This is a genomic window from Citrobacter koseri ATCC BAA-895 (genome assembly GCF_000018045.1).
Taxonomy (GTDB): domain Bacteria; phylum Pseudomonadota; class Gammaproteobacteria; order Enterobacterales; family Enterobacteriaceae; genus Citrobacter_B; species Citrobacter_B koseri.
Genome location: NC_009792.1, coordinates 39,533 through 59,278, shown reverse-complemented (window position 1 = coordinate 59,278; position 19,746 = coordinate 39,533). Strand labels below are relative to the sequence as shown.

Annotated in this window: 19 protein-coding genes; 7 read left to right on the top strand and 12 right to left on the bottom strand. The window is 54.3% G+C overall.

The window, feature by feature from the left end:
• The first annotated feature begins 11 nt into the window (after positions 1 to 11).
• Positions 12 to 737, top strand: coding sequence for a phosphate signaling complex protein PhoU (gene phoU, locus CKO_RS00275; RefSeq protein ID WP_012000820.1), 726 nt, complete (start codon positions 12 to 14; stop codon positions 735 to 737).
• A gap of 121 nt (positions 738 to 858) precedes the next feature.
• Here the strand turns inward: phoU and yieH are convergent, their stop codons facing one another.
• Entirely contained in the window at positions 859 to 1,524 is a 666-nt protein-coding gene (gene yieH / locus CKO_RS00270) for a 6-phosphogluconate phosphatase (protein WP_012000819.1), read from the bottom strand.
• Between the two features lie 164 nt (positions 1,525 to 1,688).
• Between yieH and adeP the strand changes: the two genes are divergently transcribed.
• The gene (gene adeP / locus CKO_RS00265; RefSeq protein ID WP_012000818.1) at positions 1,689 to 3,026 is read left to right on the top strand and encodes an adenine permease AdeP; all 1,338 of its coding nucleotides are present in this window, start codon (positions 1,689 to 1,691) and stop codon (positions 3,024 to 3,026) included.
• A 125-nt stretch (positions 3,027 to 3,151) separates the two neighbouring features.
• Here the strand turns inward: adeP and CKO_RS00260 are convergent, their stop codons facing one another.
• The 10 genes from CKO_RS00260 to CKO_RS23740 form a co-directional block, all read right to left on the bottom strand.
• Positions 3,152 to 3,718, bottom strand: coding sequence for an NADPH-dependent FMN reductase (locus CKO_RS00260; RefSeq protein WP_012000816.1), 567 nt, complete (start codon positions 3,716 to 3,718; stop codon positions 3,152 to 3,154).
• A 40-nt stretch (positions 3,719 to 3,758) separates the two neighbouring features.
• A complete protein-coding gene (locus tag CKO_RS00255; protein ID WP_024130084.1) occupies positions 3,759 to 4,511 on the bottom strand; it encodes a 4'-phosphopantetheinyl transferase family protein in 753 nt (250 codons plus the stop codon).
• A gap of 147 nt (positions 4,512 to 4,658) precedes the next feature.
• Positions 4,659 to 5,618 carry an HTH-type transcriptional regulator YidZ gene (gene yidZ / locus CKO_RS00250; RefSeq protein WP_012000814.1) on the bottom strand — a complete coding sequence of 320 codons (960 nt, stop codon included), beginning with the start codon at positions 5,616 to 5,618 and terminating at the stop codon, positions 4,659 to 4,661.
• A complete protein-coding gene (locus CKO_RS00245) occupies positions 5,587 to 6,759 on the bottom strand; it encodes an MFS transporter (RefSeq protein WP_012000813.1) in 1,173 nt (390 codons plus the stop codon). The genes yidZ and CKO_RS00245 overlap by 32 nt, the downstream gene beginning before the upstream one ends.
• Positions 6,760 to 6,939: 180 nt before the next feature.
• Positions 6,940 to 8,304 carry a tRNA uridine-5-carboxymethylaminomethyl(34) synthesis GTPase MnmE gene (gene mnmE, locus CKO_RS00240; RefSeq protein WP_024130083.1) on the bottom strand — a complete coding sequence of 455 codons (1,365 nt, stop codon included), beginning with the start codon at positions 8,302 to 8,304 and terminating at the stop codon, positions 6,940 to 6,942.
• 101 nt (positions 8,305 to 8,405) lie between these two features.
• Positions 8,406 to 10,052, bottom strand: coding sequence for a membrane protein insertase YidC (gene yidC, locus CKO_RS00235; RefSeq protein ID WP_012000810.1), 1,647 nt, complete (start codon positions 10,050 to 10,052; stop codon positions 8,406 to 8,408).
• Between the two features lie 2 nt (positions 10,053 to 10,054).
• Complete coding sequence (gene yidD / locus CKO_RS00230) at positions 10,055 to 10,312, bottom strand: membrane protein insertion efficiency factor YidD (RefSeq protein ID WP_001307474.1); 258 nt, start codon at positions 10,310 to 10,312, stop codon at positions 10,055 to 10,057.
• On the bottom strand, positions 10,276 to 10,635 hold the full coding sequence (rnpA, locus tag CKO_RS00225) for a ribonuclease P protein component (protein ID WP_012000809.1): 360 nt from the start codon (positions 10,633 to 10,635) through the stop codon (positions 10,276 to 10,278). The genes yidD and rnpA overlap by 37 nt, the downstream gene beginning before the upstream one ends.
• 17 nt (positions 10,636 to 10,652) lie before the next feature.
• On the bottom strand, positions 10,653 to 10,793 hold the full coding sequence (gene rpmH / locus CKO_RS00220) for a 50S ribosomal protein L34 (RefSeq protein ID WP_000831330.1): 141 nt from the start codon (positions 10,791 to 10,793) through the stop codon (positions 10,653 to 10,655).
• 228 nt (positions 10,794 to 11,021) lie between these two features.
• Positions 11,022 to 11,102 (bottom strand): hypothetical protein, encoded by an 81-nt coding sequence (locus tag CKO_RS23740; protein ID WP_425265999.1) that lies wholly within the window; start codon positions 11,100 to 11,102, stop codon positions 11,022 to 11,024.
• A gap of 299 nt (positions 11,103 to 11,401) precedes the next feature.
• Here CKO_RS23740 and dnaA point away from each other — a divergent pair, with 299 nt between their 5' ends.
• The 5 genes from dnaA to yidA all read left to right on the top strand — a co-directional run bounded on the left by dnaA (position 11,402) and on the right by yidA (position 18,450).
• Positions 11,402 to 12,805: a chromosomal replication initiator protein DnaA gene (gene dnaA / locus CKO_RS00215; RefSeq protein WP_024130081.1), complete on the top strand. Its 1,404-nt coding sequence runs from the start codon at positions 11,402 to 11,404 to the stop codon at positions 12,803 to 12,805.
• 4 nt (positions 12,806 to 12,809) lie between these two features.
• Positions 12,810 to 13,910 carry a DNA polymerase III subunit beta gene (gene dnaN, locus CKO_RS00210; protein WP_012000806.1) on the top strand — a complete coding sequence of 367 codons (1,101 nt, stop codon included), beginning with the start codon at positions 12,810 to 12,812 and terminating at the stop codon, positions 13,908 to 13,910.
• The gene (recF, locus tag CKO_RS00205) at positions 13,910 to 14,983 is read left to right on the top strand and encodes a DNA replication/repair protein RecF (RefSeq protein ID WP_012000805.1); all 1,074 of its coding nucleotides are present in this window, start codon (positions 13,910 to 13,912) and stop codon (positions 14,981 to 14,983) included. The genes dnaN and recF overlap by 1 nt, the downstream gene beginning before the upstream one ends.
• Before the next feature lie 28 nt (positions 14,984 to 15,011).
• Complete coding sequence (gyrB, locus tag CKO_RS00200; protein WP_012000804.1) at positions 15,012 to 17,426, top strand: DNA topoisomerase (ATP-hydrolyzing) subunit B; 2,415 nt, start codon at positions 15,012 to 15,014, stop codon at positions 17,424 to 17,426.
• A gap of 211 nt (positions 17,427 to 17,637) precedes the next feature.
• The gene (gene yidA, locus CKO_RS00195) at positions 17,638 to 18,450 is read left to right on the top strand and encodes a sugar-phosphatase (RefSeq protein WP_012000803.1); all 813 of its coding nucleotides are present in this window, start codon (positions 17,638 to 17,640) and stop codon (positions 18,448 to 18,450) included.
• 113 nt (positions 18,451 to 18,563) lie between these two features.
• Here the strand turns inward: yidA and senB are convergent, their stop codons facing one another.
• The gene (gene senB, locus CKO_RS00190; protein ID WP_024130080.1) at positions 18,564 to 19,739 is read right to left on the bottom strand and encodes an enterotoxin production-related protein TieB; all 1,176 of its coding nucleotides are present in this window, start codon (positions 19,737 to 19,739) and stop codon (positions 18,564 to 18,566) included.
• Positions 19,740 to 19,746 lie beyond the last annotated feature (7 nt).

Genomic DNA, 19,746 nt, shown 5'->3' with positions numbered 1-19,746 from the left:
TGGAGCTAACCATGGACAACCTAAACCTTAACAAACACATTTCCGGCCAGTTCAACGCAGAACTGGAAAGCATCCGCACCCAGGTGATGACCATGGGCGGCATGGTGGAGCAACAGCTTTCTGATGCGATCACCGCGATGCATAATCAGGATAGCGAACTGGCGAAGCGCGTTATTGACGGCGATAAGCACGTCAACATGATGGAAGTGGCGATCGATGAAGCGTGTGTGCGCATCATTGCCAAACGCCAGCCGACAGCGAGCGACCTGCGCCTGGTGATGGCGATCATCAAAACCATCGCTGAACTGGAGCGCATTGGCGACGTGGCGGACAAAATTTGTCGCACCGCGCTGGAGAAATTCTCCCACCAGCACCAGCCGCTGCTGGTGAGCCTGGAGTCGCTGGGGCGTCACACCGTACAGATGCTGCATGACGTGCTGGACGCGTTCGCGCGAATGGATATTGACGAAGCGGTGCGTATCTACCGTGAAGACAAGAAAGTTGACCAGGAATACGAAGGTATCGTGCGTCAACTGATGACCTACATGATGGAAGATTCGCGCACCATTCCAAGCGTGCTGACTGCGCTGTTCTGCGCACGCTCCATTGAGCGCATCGGCGACCGTTGCCAGAATATCTGCGAGTACATCTTCTACTTCGTGAAGGGACAGGATTTCCGCCACGTCGGCGGTGACGAGCTGGATAAACTGCTGGCAGGCAAAGATCCGAAGGAATAAGCGGCTTGTTGCGTTCGCCGGGATCCCCCGGCGTCGCTATTGTGGGCCGGATAAGGCGTTACGCCGCATCCGGCATTCTGCGCCATTCGCCTGATGGCGCTTTGCTTATCAGGCCTACAGTTTAATCGACGATATTCCAACCCCGCGCCTTCCACAATCCCGGCAACTGTGCCAGATCGGTAAACGTCGTTACTTTCGGATGATCGATCGGTTTGTTGTGCGGATCGGCGCAGAAGTAGAACACCTCCATTCCCGCATCGATTCCCGACCGGGCGCCGGCACTGGAATCATCCACCAGAATGCAATTCTCCACGTTAACATTCATGGCTTTTGCCGCGTGGAACATCAGAGCCGGATCGGGCTTCCAGCGTTGAATGTCATAGCCGCTGAACAATTTTTCTGGAAAATGATGCAACATGCCCAGCTTGCCCAGTGAATGCTGCATTTTGCTGACCGGGCCGTTAGAGACGACGCACATCGGCACCGTCATGCTGTCCAGCAGCGCATTTGCCCCTGCGATCACCTCCAGTTCTGAGTCGAACAGGCGTGCGACCTCGGCGCGGTAAACGGGTTCTAAATCCGCTTTTGCTAACGACACACCCTGCTCCTCGTTAATGATATCGATGATTTCGTAGAGTTTTACGCCTTTAAAGCGTTTGAACACCTCTTCGAGATCGAGCGTGATGCCGAATTCCTGGAACATCGCGACATACGCGCGGGAGCAAATGACTTCACTGTCGACCAGCGTACCGTCGCAGTCGAAAAATACCGCTTGAATCTGGGACATGCTTTCTTTTCTCGCTAGTTTAACGTTTTCGTAATGCCTTATTGTGCGACGCAATCGTTGCCGTATAAGCAAATTCAATGAAAAAAGTGTCTCACAACTGCCCTTATTGTCGCATTTTGGTATAGGATAGCGACGAATTTTCCCTCCTTGTTCGGAAATAGATAATGAGTCAACAACACACCACCCAGACTTCTGGTCAGGGTATGCTGGAACGCGTGTTTAAACTGCGCGAACATGGCACGACGGCACGAACCGAAGTGATCGCCGGTTTTACCACCTTCCTGACGATGGTTTACATCGTTTTTGTTAACCCGCAGATTCTTGGCGTTGCTGGCATGGACACCAGCGCCGTCTTCGTTACTACCTGTCTTATCGCGGCGTTCGGCAGCATTCTGATGGGGCTGTTTGCTAATTTACCGGTCGCGCTGGCGCCGGCTATGGGTCTGAACGCGTTTTTCGCCTTCGTGGTCGTTGGCGCGATGGGGCTGTCCTGGCAGGTTGGTATGGGCGCAATCTTCTGGGGAGCGATCGGCCTGCTGCTGCTGACCATCTTCCGCGTGCGTTACTGGATGATTGCTAACATTCCGGTCAGTCTGCGCGTGGGCATCACCAGCGGTATCGGCCTGTTTATCGGCATGATGGGGCTGAAAAACGCAGGCGTTATCGTCGCGAACCCGGAAACCCTGGTGAGCATCGGTAATCTGACCTCTCACAGCGTACTGCTCGGCGTGCTGGGCTTCTTCATCATCGCTATTCTGGCATCACGTAACATTCATGCCGCCGTGCTGGTCTCTATTATTGTAACGACGCTGCTCGGCTGGATGATGGGTGATGTGCATTACAACGGCATTGTCTCTGCGCCGCCAAGCGTTAGCTCTGTGATCGGGCATGTGGATCTGGCGGGCTCGTTTAACATTGGTCTGGCTGGCGTGATTTTCTCCTTCATGCTGGTGAACCTGTTCGACTCCTCCGGTACGCTGATTGGCGTTACCGACAAAGCCGGTCTGGCTGATGAGAAAGGTAAATTCCCGCGGATGAAGCAGGCGCTGTTTGTCGATAGCGTCTCTTCTGTGACCGGGGCGTTTATCGGAACCTCGTCGGTTACCGCCTATATCGAGTCCTCATCCGGCGTATCCGTCGGCGGGCGCACGGGCCTGACCGCCGTTGTTGTCGGTTTGCTGTTCCTGCTGGTTATCTTCCTGTCGCCGCTGGCGGGAATGGTGCCGGGTTATGCCGCTGCCGGGGCGCTGATCTATGTTGGCGTACTGATGACTTCCAGTCTGGCGCGCGTGAAATGGCAAGACCTTACCGAGTCTGTTCCGGCATTTATTACTGCTGTGATGATGCCGTTCAGCTTCTCGATTACCGAAGGTATCGCGCTGGGCTTTATCTCTTACTGTGTGATGAAAATCGGTACCGGACGTCTGCGTGAGCTGAGCCCTTGCGTGGTGGTTGTGGCGTTGTTGTTTGTGCTGAAGATTGTGTTTATCGACGCGCACTAATTGCCGCTGATACGGCGCTGCGCGAGGTGTCCTGGCCTGATAAGCGTAGCGCCATCAGGCAAATTTGATAGCCGGATGGCGGCCAAACGCCTTATCCGGCCTGCGGCCCTACGCGCGCGCTGTTATCACGCTTTAACGCGCTGAATGTAATCGCCAAACGCGGTTAGCTGGCCGGTAAGATGATCAATCGTGCTTTGATCAACCACTTCCCCGGTTTGCGGGTCAACTTTGTTCTGAATCACGCCGCCCATAAACTCCGGTTTGTTCATTACCATCGCATCAAGGAATACCAGAATCTGGCGCAGATGATACTGACAGCGAGCGCCGCCGATTGCCCCCATTGAGCTGGTCTGGATCAGCACCGGTTTCCCGGCTAACGGCTGTTCTGGCAGGCGGGACAGCCAGTCGATCGCGTTCTTCAGTCCGCCTGGCACCGAGTAGTTGTATTCCGGTGTGACGATGACGACGCCGTCCGCTTTACGGATTTGCTCCGCCAGCGCTTCAACGCTCGCCGGGAACCCCTCTTCCTGCTGCACGTCAGCGTCATACAGCGGAATATCGCCAATCGAAGGTAATGCGCTGACCTCCATGCCTGCCGGTGCAATTTTCGGCAGCGTGCGGGCGACCATACCGTTAAATGAACCTTTGCGCAGGCTCCCCAGTAACGTAACAACATTCAACGTTTCGGACATGATTACTCCTTTTCATCATGGCGGCCGGGACAGGGCCGAATCAGCTAAGTGTATAAGATGACTTTGCTGTGGATAATTGAGCGAATCGCATCAGGCGACCGGTGGGTTCATTCGCCCGGGTCTGGATATCGGCCAGGCTTTTCCATCCTTGCTTACTATCAAACTCCCAAACATTCAGTTTTTCAATGGCTGGCGTAACCGCCACCGACCAGACCAGAATATCTTCCGCGTCGCATATTGCCTCCACCTGCGTAACGTGGGCGCATTTCAGGCGGCCTGCGCCGGGAAGGAGCTGGAGTTCACGCGGATCGTCATTCAGTACGTCACCGGTTAGCTTTAGCACGCTCTGGCGTAAGGTGATCAGTTGCGCGCGGGCTTCGTTGGGATCGCTCTGATTGTTGATCCACAGATTTTCGTTGCTGGAGAACGCCGGACTCTCGGCTGAAAGTGGGCTATGGAAGCCTCGCATGGCTCGCTGTAATTCCATATCCAGACCGCATTCCCCCTCCGTTGTCAGCGCCACGCCCACCATATTCCCGGCATATGAGATGGAGAACGCGGGCAGATTTTTATCGCGAAAGACAGGCTTCCCTTTGGCCTGAATAGCAATTTCCGGCAGCTCGCTGGTTCCGTAGAGCATAAACATCAGTTCAGCGAGTAAGCCGCGTGAAGCCAAAAAACGTGTCCGGCGGTGAGCGGGAAGGTTTCTGGCTTCGATGTGGCATGGAGAAGGCAGACGGACTGAAATCAGGTGTCCCTCCGTAAGAATCCCTCTGGCAAAATGTGTCGCCATTTTTCGCTCCGTGATTAATGGTCCGTGATTATTACGAGAGTAACATTTACGTAGATTATGGACAGGTTTTACTGGTCAAAAGTTCGACAAAAACAGCGGCGCTTACGCGACTTTTACATTTCTGACGCGGTCGTGGTTAATTTACCGTCAGGAGAGGTGGCTATAGAGCGTTTTAATGGTCTCTTTTAACCAGATAATTTTAGGGTTATGGCTGTTACGTTTATGCCAAAGGAGGGTAAAAGGCACCATCAGTTTTTCTCGCTGGGCGGCGTCAAAAGGGAGAGGACGCGCGACCAACGGGAGCTGGTGGAGCTGGTTATAACGCTGGCAGTAGAGAGGCGCGGTCGCCAGCAGCGAGTGGTTCGGCTGGGCGGCCATAAACAGCGATTGTTCAAACCCCGGTAAACTTAAGGCGATGTTGCGTTTGCGGCCCATCTCCTGCAATACATCATCCAGCGCCCAGGTGTCGCTTTGCTCCCAGCAAATGCTGATATGCGGATAGCGTAAAAATGTTTCCAGATTCCACTCTTCTTGTAGCGCCGGGTGATCTTCCCGCAGCCAGACCCAGGGGAGGTCGCTGAACAGGACTTCAAAATCGATAGATAGCGGCAGCAGGCTGAGAAGCTCCCGCGAACGGGGATGGCTCTCCCTTCCGGTAAAGCCGAGATCCACCTCGCCGCGTGTGATGGCATCCAGCGAGTCGTAATCCCAGTTACGCACCTTGATTGTGGCCTGCGGATAGCGCTGATAAATCTGCTGCGACAGAGAATTGAACATGATCATTACCAGCGGCGACTCTGCCGCCAGTTCAAATTTCAGGCCGCGTGGCGATTCGTGATGCGGTTTATCAAGCAGCTGATTGCTCATCTGCATCCAGTCCGCCAGGCTTTGTTCCATATTGACCATCAGCGGCGTCGGCGTCAGCCCCAGCGGCGTGTTCACAAACAGCGGGTCATCAAACCATGTTCGCAGCTTTGACAGCGACTTACTCACCGCCGAGGGCGTGACGTTCATCCGCTTCGCCGCTTTGGTGACGCTGCGCTCCTGCATCAGAAGCTGCAAACATAACAACAGATTAAGATCGAGACTGGTGATGGATTTTTTCATAGTGCGCTGCGGGCTGTATGGTCATCAGTAACAGGATACAGACCATGCTACAGCCAATCAGAATCCCGATCAGCATATTCAGGGCGTTAAAGCCAATGACTGCCGCCAGCCATATCCACAGCGATGACCCGCAGACCTGTGCAATGCCGAGTACAGAGCTTGCGACGCCAGCACGCAGTGAGAATGGGCCTAATGCCTGGCTCATCGCCACGCCAAAGCCAACTGAAAACCCCGCGCAGATGAGCGTCAGGCCAAAGAGCGTGACGGCGTGAGAGGATGAGAGGCTGAGTACGATGCCCGCAGCCAGAAACAGCCCTTGCGACGTGAGCATCAGCGTGCGCGGTTTAAATACGCTCAGCGCAAAGGGCGTTGAGAACGACACTGCCATGCTGATGCCTGCCGTCAGCGCCATTGTGGTGGCGTATTCACCGCGATCAAAGCCCATCATTTCCATGAGCAACACTGGTGAGGTATTTACGAATGTGAGGATCACCGACACGCTCAACGTGGTGATCGCCAGACGGCTGAGGAAAAAGCGGTTGAGCAGCGACTCTGCGTTTTGCTGAGGGCGCGAGGTCGATGAGCATGTTGCCGGGCGTGTCTCTTTCAGGATAAACACCGAGAGCAGGCATACCGCGATACCCATCGCTATCATCGTGTAAAACAGACTTTGCCACGGGAATTTAAGCATAATCAAATGCCCTAACACTGGCGCTAATACCGGCACAATGCAGGTAATTCCGTTTAATAGCGATAACACTTTCGCCCGGCGGCGATCGTCCAGCGTGTCGCGCAAAATCGCAAACGCCACCACATAACAGCACCCCGCCCCGATGCCCTGAATAAAGCGTCCGGTCAGGAACAGCGACCCGTCCGTTGCTCGTGAGCAAAGCATAGAGGCGATGATGAATATCACCGCGCCCGCTATCGCCACCGGTTTGCGCCCTGACTGGTCTGCAACTTTACCCGCAAACAGCATTGCGGTGGCCATCCCGGCCAGGTATACCGAAAACGCGATGTGCAGCTGCGCCTCGCTGGCGTTCAGATCGGCGGCAATACGGGGTAAACCGACCAGATACATGTCGATACCGGCTGGGTAGAGTAAAACAAGGGCAAAACTACAGATTAGAAAGCGGGTCATAGCGTCCTCACAATAAGAGTGGCGCTAAGAATACGGGGAGCTTTTCTGTGACGCGAGTTGCCATTTGGACAACGGTGATTTCCTGTGAGGAAATTTATTATTGCCGGATGGCGGCTTTGCCTTATCCGGCCTACAGATTTAGTCGGCCCGGTAAACGTAGCGCCACCGGGCAAAACAACATCACTTGCCAATACAGAAGCTGGAGAAAATTCGGCCCAGCAGATCGTCGGAGGTAAACTCGCCGGTGATCTCACTCAGCGCCTGCTGCGCCAGACGCAGCTCCTCCGCCAGCAGTTCGCCTGCCCAGGCGCCAAGCAGCTGTGATTTGCCCTGCTGGAGATGTTCTGCGGCTTCTGCCAGCGCCTGAAGATGGCGACGGCGGGCAAGGAAGCCGCCTTCCATATTGGTGTCAAAGCCCATGCTTTGCTTGAGATGGTTACGCAATACGTCCACGCCTTCGCCGGTACGGGCGGAAAGACGGACAAGTGAGTGACCATTCACCTCGCTGATACCCAGCGTCTCGCCAGTGATGTCAGCTTTGTTGCGCACAACGGTGATCGGCAGTTTCGCCGGTAAACGGGCGATAAAGTCCGGCCAGATTTCCGCCGGATCAACGGCATCGGTGGTTGTGCCATCTACCATAAACAGCACGCGATCGGCCTGTTCTATCTCCTGCCAGGCGCGCTCAATCCCAATGCGTTCCACTTCATCGCTGGCATCGCGCAGACCGGCGGTATCGATGATGTGCAGCGGCATTCCGTCAATGTGAATATGCTCGCGCAGCACGTCGCGGGTGGTGCCAGCGATATCGGTGACAATGGCGGCCTCACGGCCCGCCAGGGCGTTCAGCAGGCTCGATTTCCCGGCGTTAGGGCGTCCGGCAATGACCACCTTCATCCCTTCACGCAGCAGGCTGCCCTGACGCGCTTCGGCGCGTACCGCATCGAGATCGGCGATCACGCCGTTGAGCTGGGCTTCAATTTTGCCGTCGGAGAGGAAGTCGATCTCCTCGTCCGGGAAGTCAATGGCTGCTTCCACATAGATGCGCAGGTGAGTGAGTGCTTCCACAAGATGATTCACACGCGCGGAAAATGCCCCCTGTAGCGAGTTTAGCGCCGAGCGTGCCGCCTGCTCGGAACTGGCGTCGATCAGGTCGGCAATCGCTTCTGCCTGGGCTAAGTCGAGCTTGTCATTGAGGAACGCGCGCTCGGAGAACTCGCCCGGTCTGGCAATGCGCAGGCCGGGGAGCGTCAGAATACGTTTTAACAGCAGGTCGAGAATGACCGGGCCGCCATGCCCTTGCAGTTCCAGCACGTCTTCACCAGTGAACGAGTTCGGGCCAGGAAACCACAGCGCGATCCCCTGATCCAGCGCCGTGCCATCGGCATCTTTAAACGGCAGGTAATCGGCGTAACGCGGTTTTGGTAGCTTGCCCAATACGGCTTCGGCCACCTCGCGCGCCTTGAGACCGGAAATGCGCAGGATACCGACGCCACCGCGTCCCGGTGGGGTAGCCTGGGCGACGATAGTGTCGTTATGGCTCATGATCTTCTCTTTTTTGCTAATAAAAAAGGCGGTCAATTGACCGCCCTGTCATCGCTGTTCTGATTGCCGGGTGGCGCTATGCTTACCCGGCTTACATGGAATCAGGAGCTTTTCTTCTCGCGGCTATGCAGGCCACGTTTCTCCAGACCACGGTAAATCAGCTGCTGCTGGATGATGGTTACCAGGTTGCTGACGATATAGTACAGCACCAGACCTGACGGGAACCACAGGAAGAATACCGTGAAGATGACCGGCATAAAGGTCATGATCTTCTGCTGCATCGGGTCGGTCACGGTGGTCGGAGACATCTTCTGGATGAAGAACATCGTCACACCCATCAGGATCGGCAGGATGTAGTACGGGTCCTGTGCGGACAAGTCATGGATCCACAGTGCGAACGGCGCATGACGCAGTTCAATGGAGCCCATCAGCATGTAGTACAACGCCAGGAAGATAGGCATCTGGATGATCAGCGGGAAGCAGCCGCCCAGCGGGTTAACCTTCTCAGCTTTGTACAGGGCCATCATTTCCTGGCTCTGACGCTGTTTGTCATCGCCCAGACGCTCGCGCATAGCCTGAATCTTCGGCTGTAGCATACGCATCTTCGCCATGGAGGTGTACTGCGCTTTCGTCAGCGGGTACATGATGCCACGAACGATAAAGGTGATAACGATGATGGAGAAGCCCCAGTTACCCAGGAAGCTATGAATCCATTTCAGCAGTTTGAACAGCGGCTGAGAGATGAACCACAGCCAACCGTAATCAACGGTCAGATCCAGGTGCGGTGCAACGGCCGCCATTTTATCCTGAATTTCCGGGCCAACCCACAGGGTGCTGGTCATTGCGCCAGTCTGACCCGGCTGTACCAGAACCGGCTGAGATTTATAGCCGATAGCGGCAATGCCGTTACCCAGATTAGCGGTATAGAAGTTATTGGTGCCGTCGTTACGCGGAATCCATGCCGTTGCGAAGTACTGCTGCAACATGGCGACCCAACCGCCGTTGGAGCTGACGTTCAGGTTTTCGTTATCGGCAATGGTGTCGAATTTGTATTTTTCGTACTTCTCATCCGGCGTAGAGTACGCCGCGCCACGGAAGGTATGCAGTGCAAAGTTGCTGCTACCGGTGTCGCGATGAGACGGCAGATTGATGGATTGCTTCAACTGACCAAAGGTGGAGATCTCCAGCGGTTTCTCACCGGCGTTCTGCACGCTGTAGTTGACGTTGACCGCATATTCACCGCGTTTGAGGACAAACGTTTTGGTGAAGGTGTTGCCAGCGGCGTCAGTCCAGGTCATCGGAACATGCAGTTCGTTCTGGCCATCCGCGAGGACAAACGTGTCGTTATCGACGCTGTACAGCGGACGCGGGCCGTTAGCCGGGTTATCCGGGCCATCACGACCGGTCAGGCCGCTTTGCGCCTGGTAGATAAACTGCGGAGTCGTTTCCAGCAACTGGAACGGTTCTTTAGAACCCAGCTCTTTCGGGTAAGTTGGCAGCAAGGCCTGCTCAACATCACCGCCACGGGTGTTGATGGTCAGATCAAGCACGTCGGTCTTAACCGTAATCAGTTTCCCCTGGCCACTGGCCGGTACGCCCTGGTCGGCGGCGCTACCCGCTGCGGTGGTCGTTGTCTGCGTGGTCTGTTGGGTCTGAGGCTGCGGATTTTTATCCTGCTCCCAGGCTTGCCAGATCATGAAAGACACGAACAGCAAAGCGATGACTAAAAGATTGCGTTGCGAATCCATCGTTAGTGTTCTCTGGTATCAAATGGTCCGGGCGGGACGGGATCGTCACCACCAGGGTGTAAAGGGTGGCATTTTAATACGCGTTTCACCGTCAACCAACTGCCTTTTATCACTCCAAACCTGCGCAATGCCTCAATTCCGTAGCTTGAGCAGGTTGGCGTGAAACGGCAATGCGGCCCAAGCAGCGGACTGATCAGGCGTTGATAGACCCGTATAAGGGCTATCAGGACCCGCGAGCCAGGCGACAGTGGCGGCGCCATAATTTTTCCAACGCTTCCGAGAGAGCACGGTTATCGAGGTCGGCAACCCCTTTTTTCGCCACCACCACGAAATCCATTGCAGGGAGTTCATGTTGACGCAGACGGAAGCTTTCACGCGTCAGACGTTTAATCCGATTGCGTTCATGCGCGCGTCGAACGTTTTTCTTGGCGACGGTTAGACCGATGCGGGGATGCCCCAGCGAATTCAGGCGGCCGAGAATGGTGATTTGCGGCGTGCCAGCCCGTTGTGGCTGCTGGAAGACAAATGTGAAATGACTGGGAGTTAACAAACGTAACTCCCTGGGAAATGCGAGCTTAACCACTCAGGGGTTAGCTTTTATTACTTGGAAACGGTCAGACGAGCGCGGCCTTTAGCACGACGACGTGCCAGAACCTGACGACCATTTTTAGTAGCCATACGAGCACGGAAGCCGTGAGAACGGTTGCGCTTCAGTACAGACGGTTGAAAAGTGCGTTTCATGGCGATTTCTACCTAAACTTGAATAAATTCACTGACTTTTGCGTATACCCGAACGATTATCGAACGACTTACGCCTCAGCGTGGGTGATTAAAGAGGCCGGATTGTAATAATTGTACACTCCAGAGTCAATTCTCTTTCCTTAAAACCCTGCGTTTTTCCGCACCTTTTCGCGCGAAAAACAAGCAGCGCTAACGCCGTACGATGGGCATTGTACAACGGGTGGAGGATTATACGGACTGCCGGGCAAAGCGCAAGGATCGCACGGGATCTTTATTAGATCGTTTATGCAGTATAGCGTCTTTACTCATTAATTTTTTCAATATGCGCGCGAAATCGTGCAGCACTTAGCCTGGATCGTTTACACTTACCCGGTTCTGGATCATCCTGTGGATAAATCGGGAAGAATCTGTGAGAAACAGAAGATCTCTTGCTCAGTTTAGGCTATGATCCGCGGTCCTGATCGTTTCAACGGATCCTGATCGGGTAAAATTGCAGATAGCAATTCGCACGTCACCCTTTTATGCACAGGGTCTTTTCGACGTGCGTCAACAATCATGAATGTTTCAGCCTTTGTCATTTATCGACTTTTGTTCGAGTGGAGTCCGCCGTGTCACTTTCGCTTTGGCAGCAGTGTCTTGCCCGATTGCAGGATGAGTTACCAGCCACAGAATTCAGTATGTGGATACGCCCGTTGCAGGCGGAACTGAGCGATAACACGCTGGCTTTGTATGCGCCAAACCGTTTTGTGCTCGATTGGGTAAGAGACAAGTACCTCAATAATATCAATGGACTGCTGAATAATTTCTGCGGAGCGGATGCCCCACAACTGCGTTTTGAGGTCGGGACGAAACCCGTCACTCAAACGCTCAAAACGCCGGTCAACAATGTTGTTGCACCTGCGCAGGTCGCTCAGGCGCAGCCACAGCGTGCGGTGCCAGCCGCGGCGCGCCCGGGCTGGGATAACGTGCCGGCTCCGGCAGAACCGACCTACCGCTCTAACGTCAACGTGAAACACACGTTTGATAACTTCGTCGAAGGTAAATCCAACCAACTGGCGCGCGCGGCGGCGCGTCAGGTGGCGGACAACCCCGGCGGCGCCTACAATCCCTTGTTCCTCTACGGCGGCACCGGTCTGGGTAAAACTCACCTGTTGCATGCGGTGGGCAACGGTATTATGGCGCGCAAACCGAATGCGAAAGTGGTGTATATGCACTCCGAGCGCTTTGTGCAGGACATGGTTAAAGCCTTGCAAAACAACGCGATCGAAGAGTTTAAACGCTACTACCGTTCCGTTGACGCACTGCTTATCGATGACATTCAATTCTTCGCCAATAAAGAACGATCCCAGGAAGAGTTTTTCCACACCTTTAACGCCCTGTTAGAAGGTAATCAGCAGATCATTTTGACGTCGGATCGTTATCCAAAAGAGATCAATGGCGTCGAAGATCGTCTGAAATCCCGCTTCGGTTGGGGGTTGACGGTGGCGATCGAACCGCCTGAGCTGGAAACCCGCGTGGCGATCCTGATGAAAAAAGCGGACGAAAATGATATTCGTTTGCCTGGCGAGGTGGCGTTCTTTATTGCCAAGCGACTACGCTCTAACGTGCGTGAGCTGGAAGGGGCGCTGAACCGCGTGATCGCTAACGCTAACTTTACCGGACGCGCTATCACTATCGACTTTGTGCGTGAAGCGCTGCGCGATCTGCTGGCGTTGCAGGAAAAACTGGTCACCATCGACAATATCCAGAAGACGGTGGCGGAGTATTACAAAATTAAAATCGCGGATCTGCTTTCCAAGCGTCGATCTCGCTCGGTAGCGCGCCCGCGTCAGATGGCTATGGCGCTGGCAAAGGAGCTCACCAACCACAGTCTGCCGGAAATTGGCGACGCGTTTGGTGGACGTGACCACACTACCGTACTTCATGCCTGCCGTAAGATTGAGCAGTTGCGTGAAGAAAGCCATGATATTAAAGAAGATTTCTCAAACTTAATCAGAACATTATCTTCGTGACGCTATGAAATTTACCGTTGAACGTGAACATTTATTAAAACCGCTTCAGCAGGTCAGTGGCCCGCTGGGCGGTCGTCCTACGCTGCCCATTCTCGGTAACCTGCTGTTGCAGGTGGCTGACGGTACGCTGTCGCTGACGGGCACCGATCTTGAAATGGAAATGGTGGCGCGCGTTGCGTTGATTCAACCTCATGAACCAGGCGCAACTACCGTCCCGGCGCGGAAATTCTTTGATATCTGCCGTGGCTTGCCGGAAGGGGCTGAAATTGCCGTCCAGCTGGAAGGCGATCGGATGCTGGTGCGCTCCGGGCGTAGCCGTTTCTCGCTTTCCACGCTGCCTGCCGCCGATTTCCCTAATCTGGATGACTGGCAGAGCGAAGTCGAATTCACCCTGCCGCAGGCAACGATGAAGCGCCTGATTGAAGCCACCCAGTTCTCAATGGCGCATCAGGACGTTCGTTACTACTTAAACGGCATGCTGTTTGAGACTGAAGGTGAAGAGTTGCGTACCGTCGCGACCGACGGTCACCGTCTGGCGGTCTGCTCTATGCCGGTCGGGCAATCTCTGCCTAACCATTCGGTGATTGTGCCGCGTAAAGGCGTGATTGAGCTGATGCGTATGCTCGACGGCGGCGAAACCCCGCTGCGCGTACAGATCGGCAGTAACAACATCCGTGCCCACGTCGGTGATTTTATCTTTACGTCCAAGCTGGTTGATGGTCGTTTCCCGGATTATCGCCGCGTATTGCCGAAGAACCCGGACAAAACGCTGGAAGCGGGTTGCGATATTCTCAAGCAGGCGTTTGCCCGCGCGGCGATTCTCTCCAACGAGAAATTCCGTGGCGTACGCCTGTATGTGAGCGAAAACCAACTCAAAATCACCGCCAACAACCCGGAACAGGAAGAAGCGGAAGAAATTCTGGACGTCACCTACGGCGGTACTGAGATGGAGATCGGTTTTAACGTCAGCTACGTGCTCGATGTGCTGAACGCGCTGAAATGTGAAACCGTGCGTATTCTGCTGACAGACTCCGTTTCCAGCGTACAGATTGAAGATGCGGCGTCTCAAAGTGCTGCGTATGTTGTGATGCCAATGAGACTGTAATGTCGCTCACCCGCCTGTTGATCCGCGACTTTCGCAATATTGAAAATGCGGATCTCGCTTTATCCCCCGGCTTTAACTTCCTGGTTGGCGCAAACGGTAGCGGCAAAACCAGCGTGCTGGAGGCCATCTATACGCTCGGCCACGGCCGGGCGTTTCGCAGTTTGCAGATTGGCCGCGTCATTCGTCACGAACAGGAGTCGTTTGTCCTCCACGGACGTTTGCAAGGGGAAGAGCGCGAAACCGCCATCGGCCTGACGAAAGACAAGCTAGGCGACAGCAAAGTGCGCATCGACGGCACCGACGGTCACAAAGTGGCGGAGCTGGCGCACCTGATGCCGATGCAGTTGATTACCCCTGAGGGGTTTACTTTACTCAACGGCGGCCCCAAATACAGAAGAGCGTTCCTTGACTGGGGATGCTTTCACAACGAAGTCGGTTTTTTTACCGCCTGGAGCAACCTGAAGCGGTTGCTCAAGCAGCGCAACGCGGCGCTGCGCCAGGTAAGCCGTTATGAACAATTGCGTCCGTGGGATAAGGAGTTGATTCCTCTCGCGGAACAAATCAGTACCTGGCGTGCTGAGTACAGTGCTGGTATTGCGCAGGATATGGCGGATACCTGCCAGCAATTTCTACCGGAGTTCTCCCTCACCTTCTCTTTTCAGCGCGGTTGGGAAAAAGAGACGGATTATGCCGAGGTGCTGGAGCGGAGCTTCGAACGCGATCGCATGTTGACCTACACTGCGCATGGCCCGCACAAAGCGGATTTCCGCATTCGTGCTGACGGTGCGCCGGTGGAAGATACCTTATCGCGTGGGCAGCTTAAACTGCTGATGTGCGCTTTACGACTGGCGCAAGGGGAGTTCCTCACCCGTGAAAGCGGGCGGCGGTGTCTCTACCTGATAGATGATTTTGCCTCTGAACTTGATGATGCGCGTCGCGGGCTGCTGGCCAGCCGCTTGAAAGCGACGCAATCACAGGTCTTTGTCAGCGCAATCAGCGCTGAACACGTTCTGGACATGTCGGACAAAAATTCGAAGATGTTCACCGTGGAAAAGGGTAAAATAACGGATTAACCCAAGATAAATTGAGCGAGAAACGTTGATGTCGAATTCTTATGACTCCTCCAGTATCAAAGTCCTGAAAGGGCTGGATGCGGTGCGTAAGCGCCCGGGTATGTATATCGGCGACACGGATGACGGCACCGGTCTGCACCACATGGTATTCGAGGTGGTAGATAACGCTATCGACGAAGCGCTCGCGGGTCACTGTAAAGACATTATCGTCACCATTCATGCCGATAACTCCGTATCCGTGCAGGATGACGGGCGTGGCATCCCGACCGGTATTCACCCGGAAGAGGGCGTTTCTGCTGCGGAAGTGATCATGACCGTGCTGCACGCGGGCGGTAAATTTGACGATAACTCCTATAAAGTGTCCGGCGGTCTGCACGGCGTGGGTGTTTCCGTGGTTAACGCCCTGTCCCAGAAACTGGAACTGGTTATCCAGCGCGATAACAAAATCCACCGTCAGATCTATGAGCATGGCGTACCGCAGGCGCCGCTGGCGGTGACTGGCGAAACTGATAAAACCGGTACGATGGTGCGTTTCTGGCCGAGCCTGGAAACCTTCACCAACGTCACCGAATTTGAATACGAAATTCTGGCTAAGCGTCTGCGTGAGCTGTCCTTCCTGAACTCCGGCGTCTCTATTCGTCTGAAAGACAAGCGCGACGGCAAAGAAGATCATTTCCACTACGAAGGCGGCATCAAAGCGTTTGTTGAGTACCTCAACAAGAACAAAACGCCGATCCACCCGAATATCTTCTACTTCTCCACCGAAAAAGACGGTATCGGCGTGGAAGTGGCATTGCAGTGGAACGACGGTTTCCAGGAAAACATCTACTGCTTTACCAACAACATTCCGCAGCGTGACGGCGGTACGCACCTTGCAGGCTTCCGTGCGGCGATGACCCGTACCCTGAACGCCTATATGGATAAAGAAGGCTACAGCAAGAAAGCCAAAGTCAGCGCCACCGGCGACGATGCGCGTGAAGGCCTGATTGCCGTGGTTTCCGTGAAGGTGCCGGACCCGAAATTCTCCTCCCAGACCAAAGATAAACTGGTCTCTTCCGAGGTGAAATCGGCGGTGGAACAGCAGATGAACGAGCTGCTGAGCGAATACCTGCTGGAAAACCCGTCCGACGCTAAAATCGTGGTCGGCAAAATTATCGATGCGGCGCGTGCGCGTGAAGCCGCGCGTCGTGCGCGTGAAATGACGCGTCGTAAAGGCGCGCTGGATCTGGCGGGTCTGCCGGGTAAACTGGCGGATTGTCAGGAACGCGACCCGGCGCTGTCTGAACTGTACCTTGTGGAAGGGGACTCCGCGGGCGGCTCTGCTAAACAGGGTCGTAACCGCAAGAACCAGGCGATTCTGCCGCTGAAGGGTAAAATCCTCAACGTGGAGAAAGCGCGCTTCGACAAGATGCTCTCTTCCCAGGAAGTGGCGACGCTGATCACCGCACTGGGCTGCGGCATCGGTCGTGACGAGTACAACCCGGATAAACTGCGCTATCACAGCATCATCATCATGACCGATGCGGACGTCGATGGCTCGCACATCCGTACGCTGCTGTTGACCTTCTTCTATCGTCAGATGCCGGAAATCGTCGAGCGCGGTCACGTCTACATTGCGCAGCCGCCGCTGTACAAAGTGAAGAAAGGCAAGCAGGAACAGTACATTAAAGACGATGAAGCGATGGATCAGTACCAGATCTCCATCGCTCTGGATGGCGCAACGCTGCACACCAATGCCAGCGCACCGGCACTGGCGGGCGAAGCGTTAGAAAAATTGGTTTCTGATTACAACGCGACGCAGAAAATGATTGGCCGCATGGAGCGTCGCTTCCCGAAAGCGCTGCTGAAAGAGCTGGTTTATCAGCCGACGCTGACGGAAGCCGATCTTAGCAACGAACAGGCTGTCACCCGTTGGGTGAACGCGCTGATTACCGAGCTGAACGAGAAAGAGCAGCACGGCAGCCAGTGGAAGTTTGACGTTCGCGAGAACGCCGAACAGCAGCAGTTCGAGCCGATTGTTCGCGTGCGTACCCACGGCGTGGATACCGACTATCCGCTGGATCACGAGTTTGTTACCGGCGGCGAATACCGTCGCATCTGCACGCTCGGCGAGAAGCTGCGCGGTCTGATCGAAGACGATGCGTTCATTGAACGCGGTGAGCGCCGTCAGCCGGTTGCGAGCTTCGAGCAGGCGCTGGAGTGGCTGGTGAAAGAGTCCCGTCGTGGCCTGGCGATTCAGCGCTATAAAGGTCTGGGCGAGATGAACCCGGATCAGCTGTGGGAAACCACGATGGACCCGGAAAGCCGTCGTATGCTGCGCGTCACCGTGAAAGATGCGATTGCCGCCGACCAGCTGTTCACTACGCTGATGGGCGATGCCGTTGAACCGCGTCGCGCCTTTATCGAAGAGAACGCCCTGAAAGCGGCAAACATCGATATCTAATCAGCTTGTAGGCCTCTCCTGTAGGCCTGATAAGCGAAGCGCCATCAGGCTGTTCGTCAGCCTTTGCCGGATGGCGGCTTAGGCCTTATCCGGCCTACAACCGATCTGCAAAAGGGGAATCCTGGTTCCCCTTTCTATCCCCCTTTTCGTTGCTGTTTTTTGAGCGGAATCGCGTTAGCATGAGGACGGACTCATTTAATCCGGGGAACTCATGGCTATCAAACTCATTGCTATCGATATGGATGGCACCCTTTTGCTGCCCGATCACACCATTTCACCTGCGGTAAAAACGGCGATTGCCGCCGCGCGCGCCCGTGGCGTTAACGTGGTGCTGACCACTGGCCGTCCGTATGCGGGTGTCCATAGCTATCTGAAAGAGCTTCACATGGAACAACCCGGCGACTACTGCATCACCTACAATGGCGCGCTGGTGCAGAAAGCGGGCGATGGCAGTACCGTTGCGCAAACGGCGCTGAGCTATGACGATTACCGCTTTCTGGAGAAGTTGTCCCGCGAAGTCGGCTCACACTTCCACGCGCTGGATCGCAACACGCTGTACACCGCAAACCGTGATATCAGCTACTACACCGTACATGAATCCTATGTCGCCACCATTCCGCTGGTGTTCTGTGAAGCGGAGAAAATGGACCCGGCAACGCAGTTCCTGAAAGTGATGATGATTGATGAACCCGTCATCCTTGATCAGGCCATTGCGCGTATTCCGGCGGAAGTAAAAGAGAAATATACCGTGTTAAAAAGTGCGCCGTACTTCCTCGAAATCCTGGATAAACGCGTCAATAAAGGCACTGGCGTGAAGTCGCTGGCCGATGCGCTGGGGATCAAGCCGGAAGAAATCATGGCGATTGGCGATCAGGAAAACGACATCGCGATGATCGAATATGCAGGCATGGGGGTGGCGATGGACAACGCGATTCCGTCGGTGAAAGAGGTGGCTAATTTTGTCACTAAATCCAACCTGGAAGACGGTGTGGCATACGCAATTGAGAAATTTGTGCTGAATTAAGTGGCTGGCCTGGATTAAGAGAAACCGCCATCCGGGAACCCGCTGACGCGGCGGACTACAGTACTTCGCTGGTTTGCCGTTCCCCCGGCCAGTTTGACGGGGGAACGGTCCGATCACGACTTATTCAAATCAATGCTCAGAATGCGTTCTTTAGCCCCTTCTACAAACACATCTGGATCCCAGTCGCGGTTAAAGCCTTCTTTGATGCCAATGTAAAGGGTATCCATGTCGTCCGATAACACCATCTGGTTTGGGTAGACTGGCATGTTAAATTCACGGGTGATGCTGTATTTGGTGGCATCCACTACGCTGATGGTGCCGCTGGTGAAGTTGGTGACATACAGTTCGTTATATTTCGGATTGTATTTCACCGCGTTAGCTCCGGCTCCTGTGTGCACATAGCCAAGCTGTTTACCGTCGCGTAAGTCAAAAATATAGAGTCCATCTTTTGTACCGGAGCGATCGTCATGGTCGAATACCACCACAAAGGCACGGTCAGAAGCGGAGTCCACCGCCAGGTTCTGCACACTTGTGATTTGTGGTCTCGGATCTTTCAACGGGATGGTACGCAGCAGCGTCTGATTTTTCGCATCAATTTCGTTGATGTAATCTCTTCCGCCAACGTAGATTTTCTGTGTTTTTTCATCCATCGTCAGACCATACGCTGTACCTTTGTAAGCATCCTTAACCTCGCCTTTTAAGGCAAGCGTCGTCCCGTCGAGCATTAACAGCTTATGCAGAGGCTTCATGCCCTCGGCCGTTTTCAGCATATTGCTATAACTCACAAACAGGGTATCGGAATCCTGGCTGTAAACCATATGGCGCAAATGCTCAAAACGCGAATCTGCAGCGTTTGCCGCTTTAAAACTTAACCTGTCGCTGGTTCTTACCAGTTTGCCGGTTGAGGTGTCAAACATACTGATACGCAGGGACGCTGACTGGGTGTGTCCGATATAGAGCTGATGTTTATCCTGATTTATCGCCAGCGAAAATGCCCGGTATGGCATCGTGTATTTATTTTCGACTTTCAGCGAATCTGAATTAAACGAATACAGATAGCCTTTATTGGCTTCACGATTTACACGATCGGTGACTGCTGCAAACACCTTTTTACTGGCATTATCAAACGCCAGTTCATAGACGCCTTCATCAGGGGACTGAAGGTAATTCGTTTTCAAGGCAAATCGCGAAAGTTCGCGTTCAGGTGGATCGATAGCCATGGCCATCGTGGGTAAAAATAGTGAAATTAACAGGTATAGCGGTGCTTTGGATAAAGTGAAAATATTCATTTTTCGT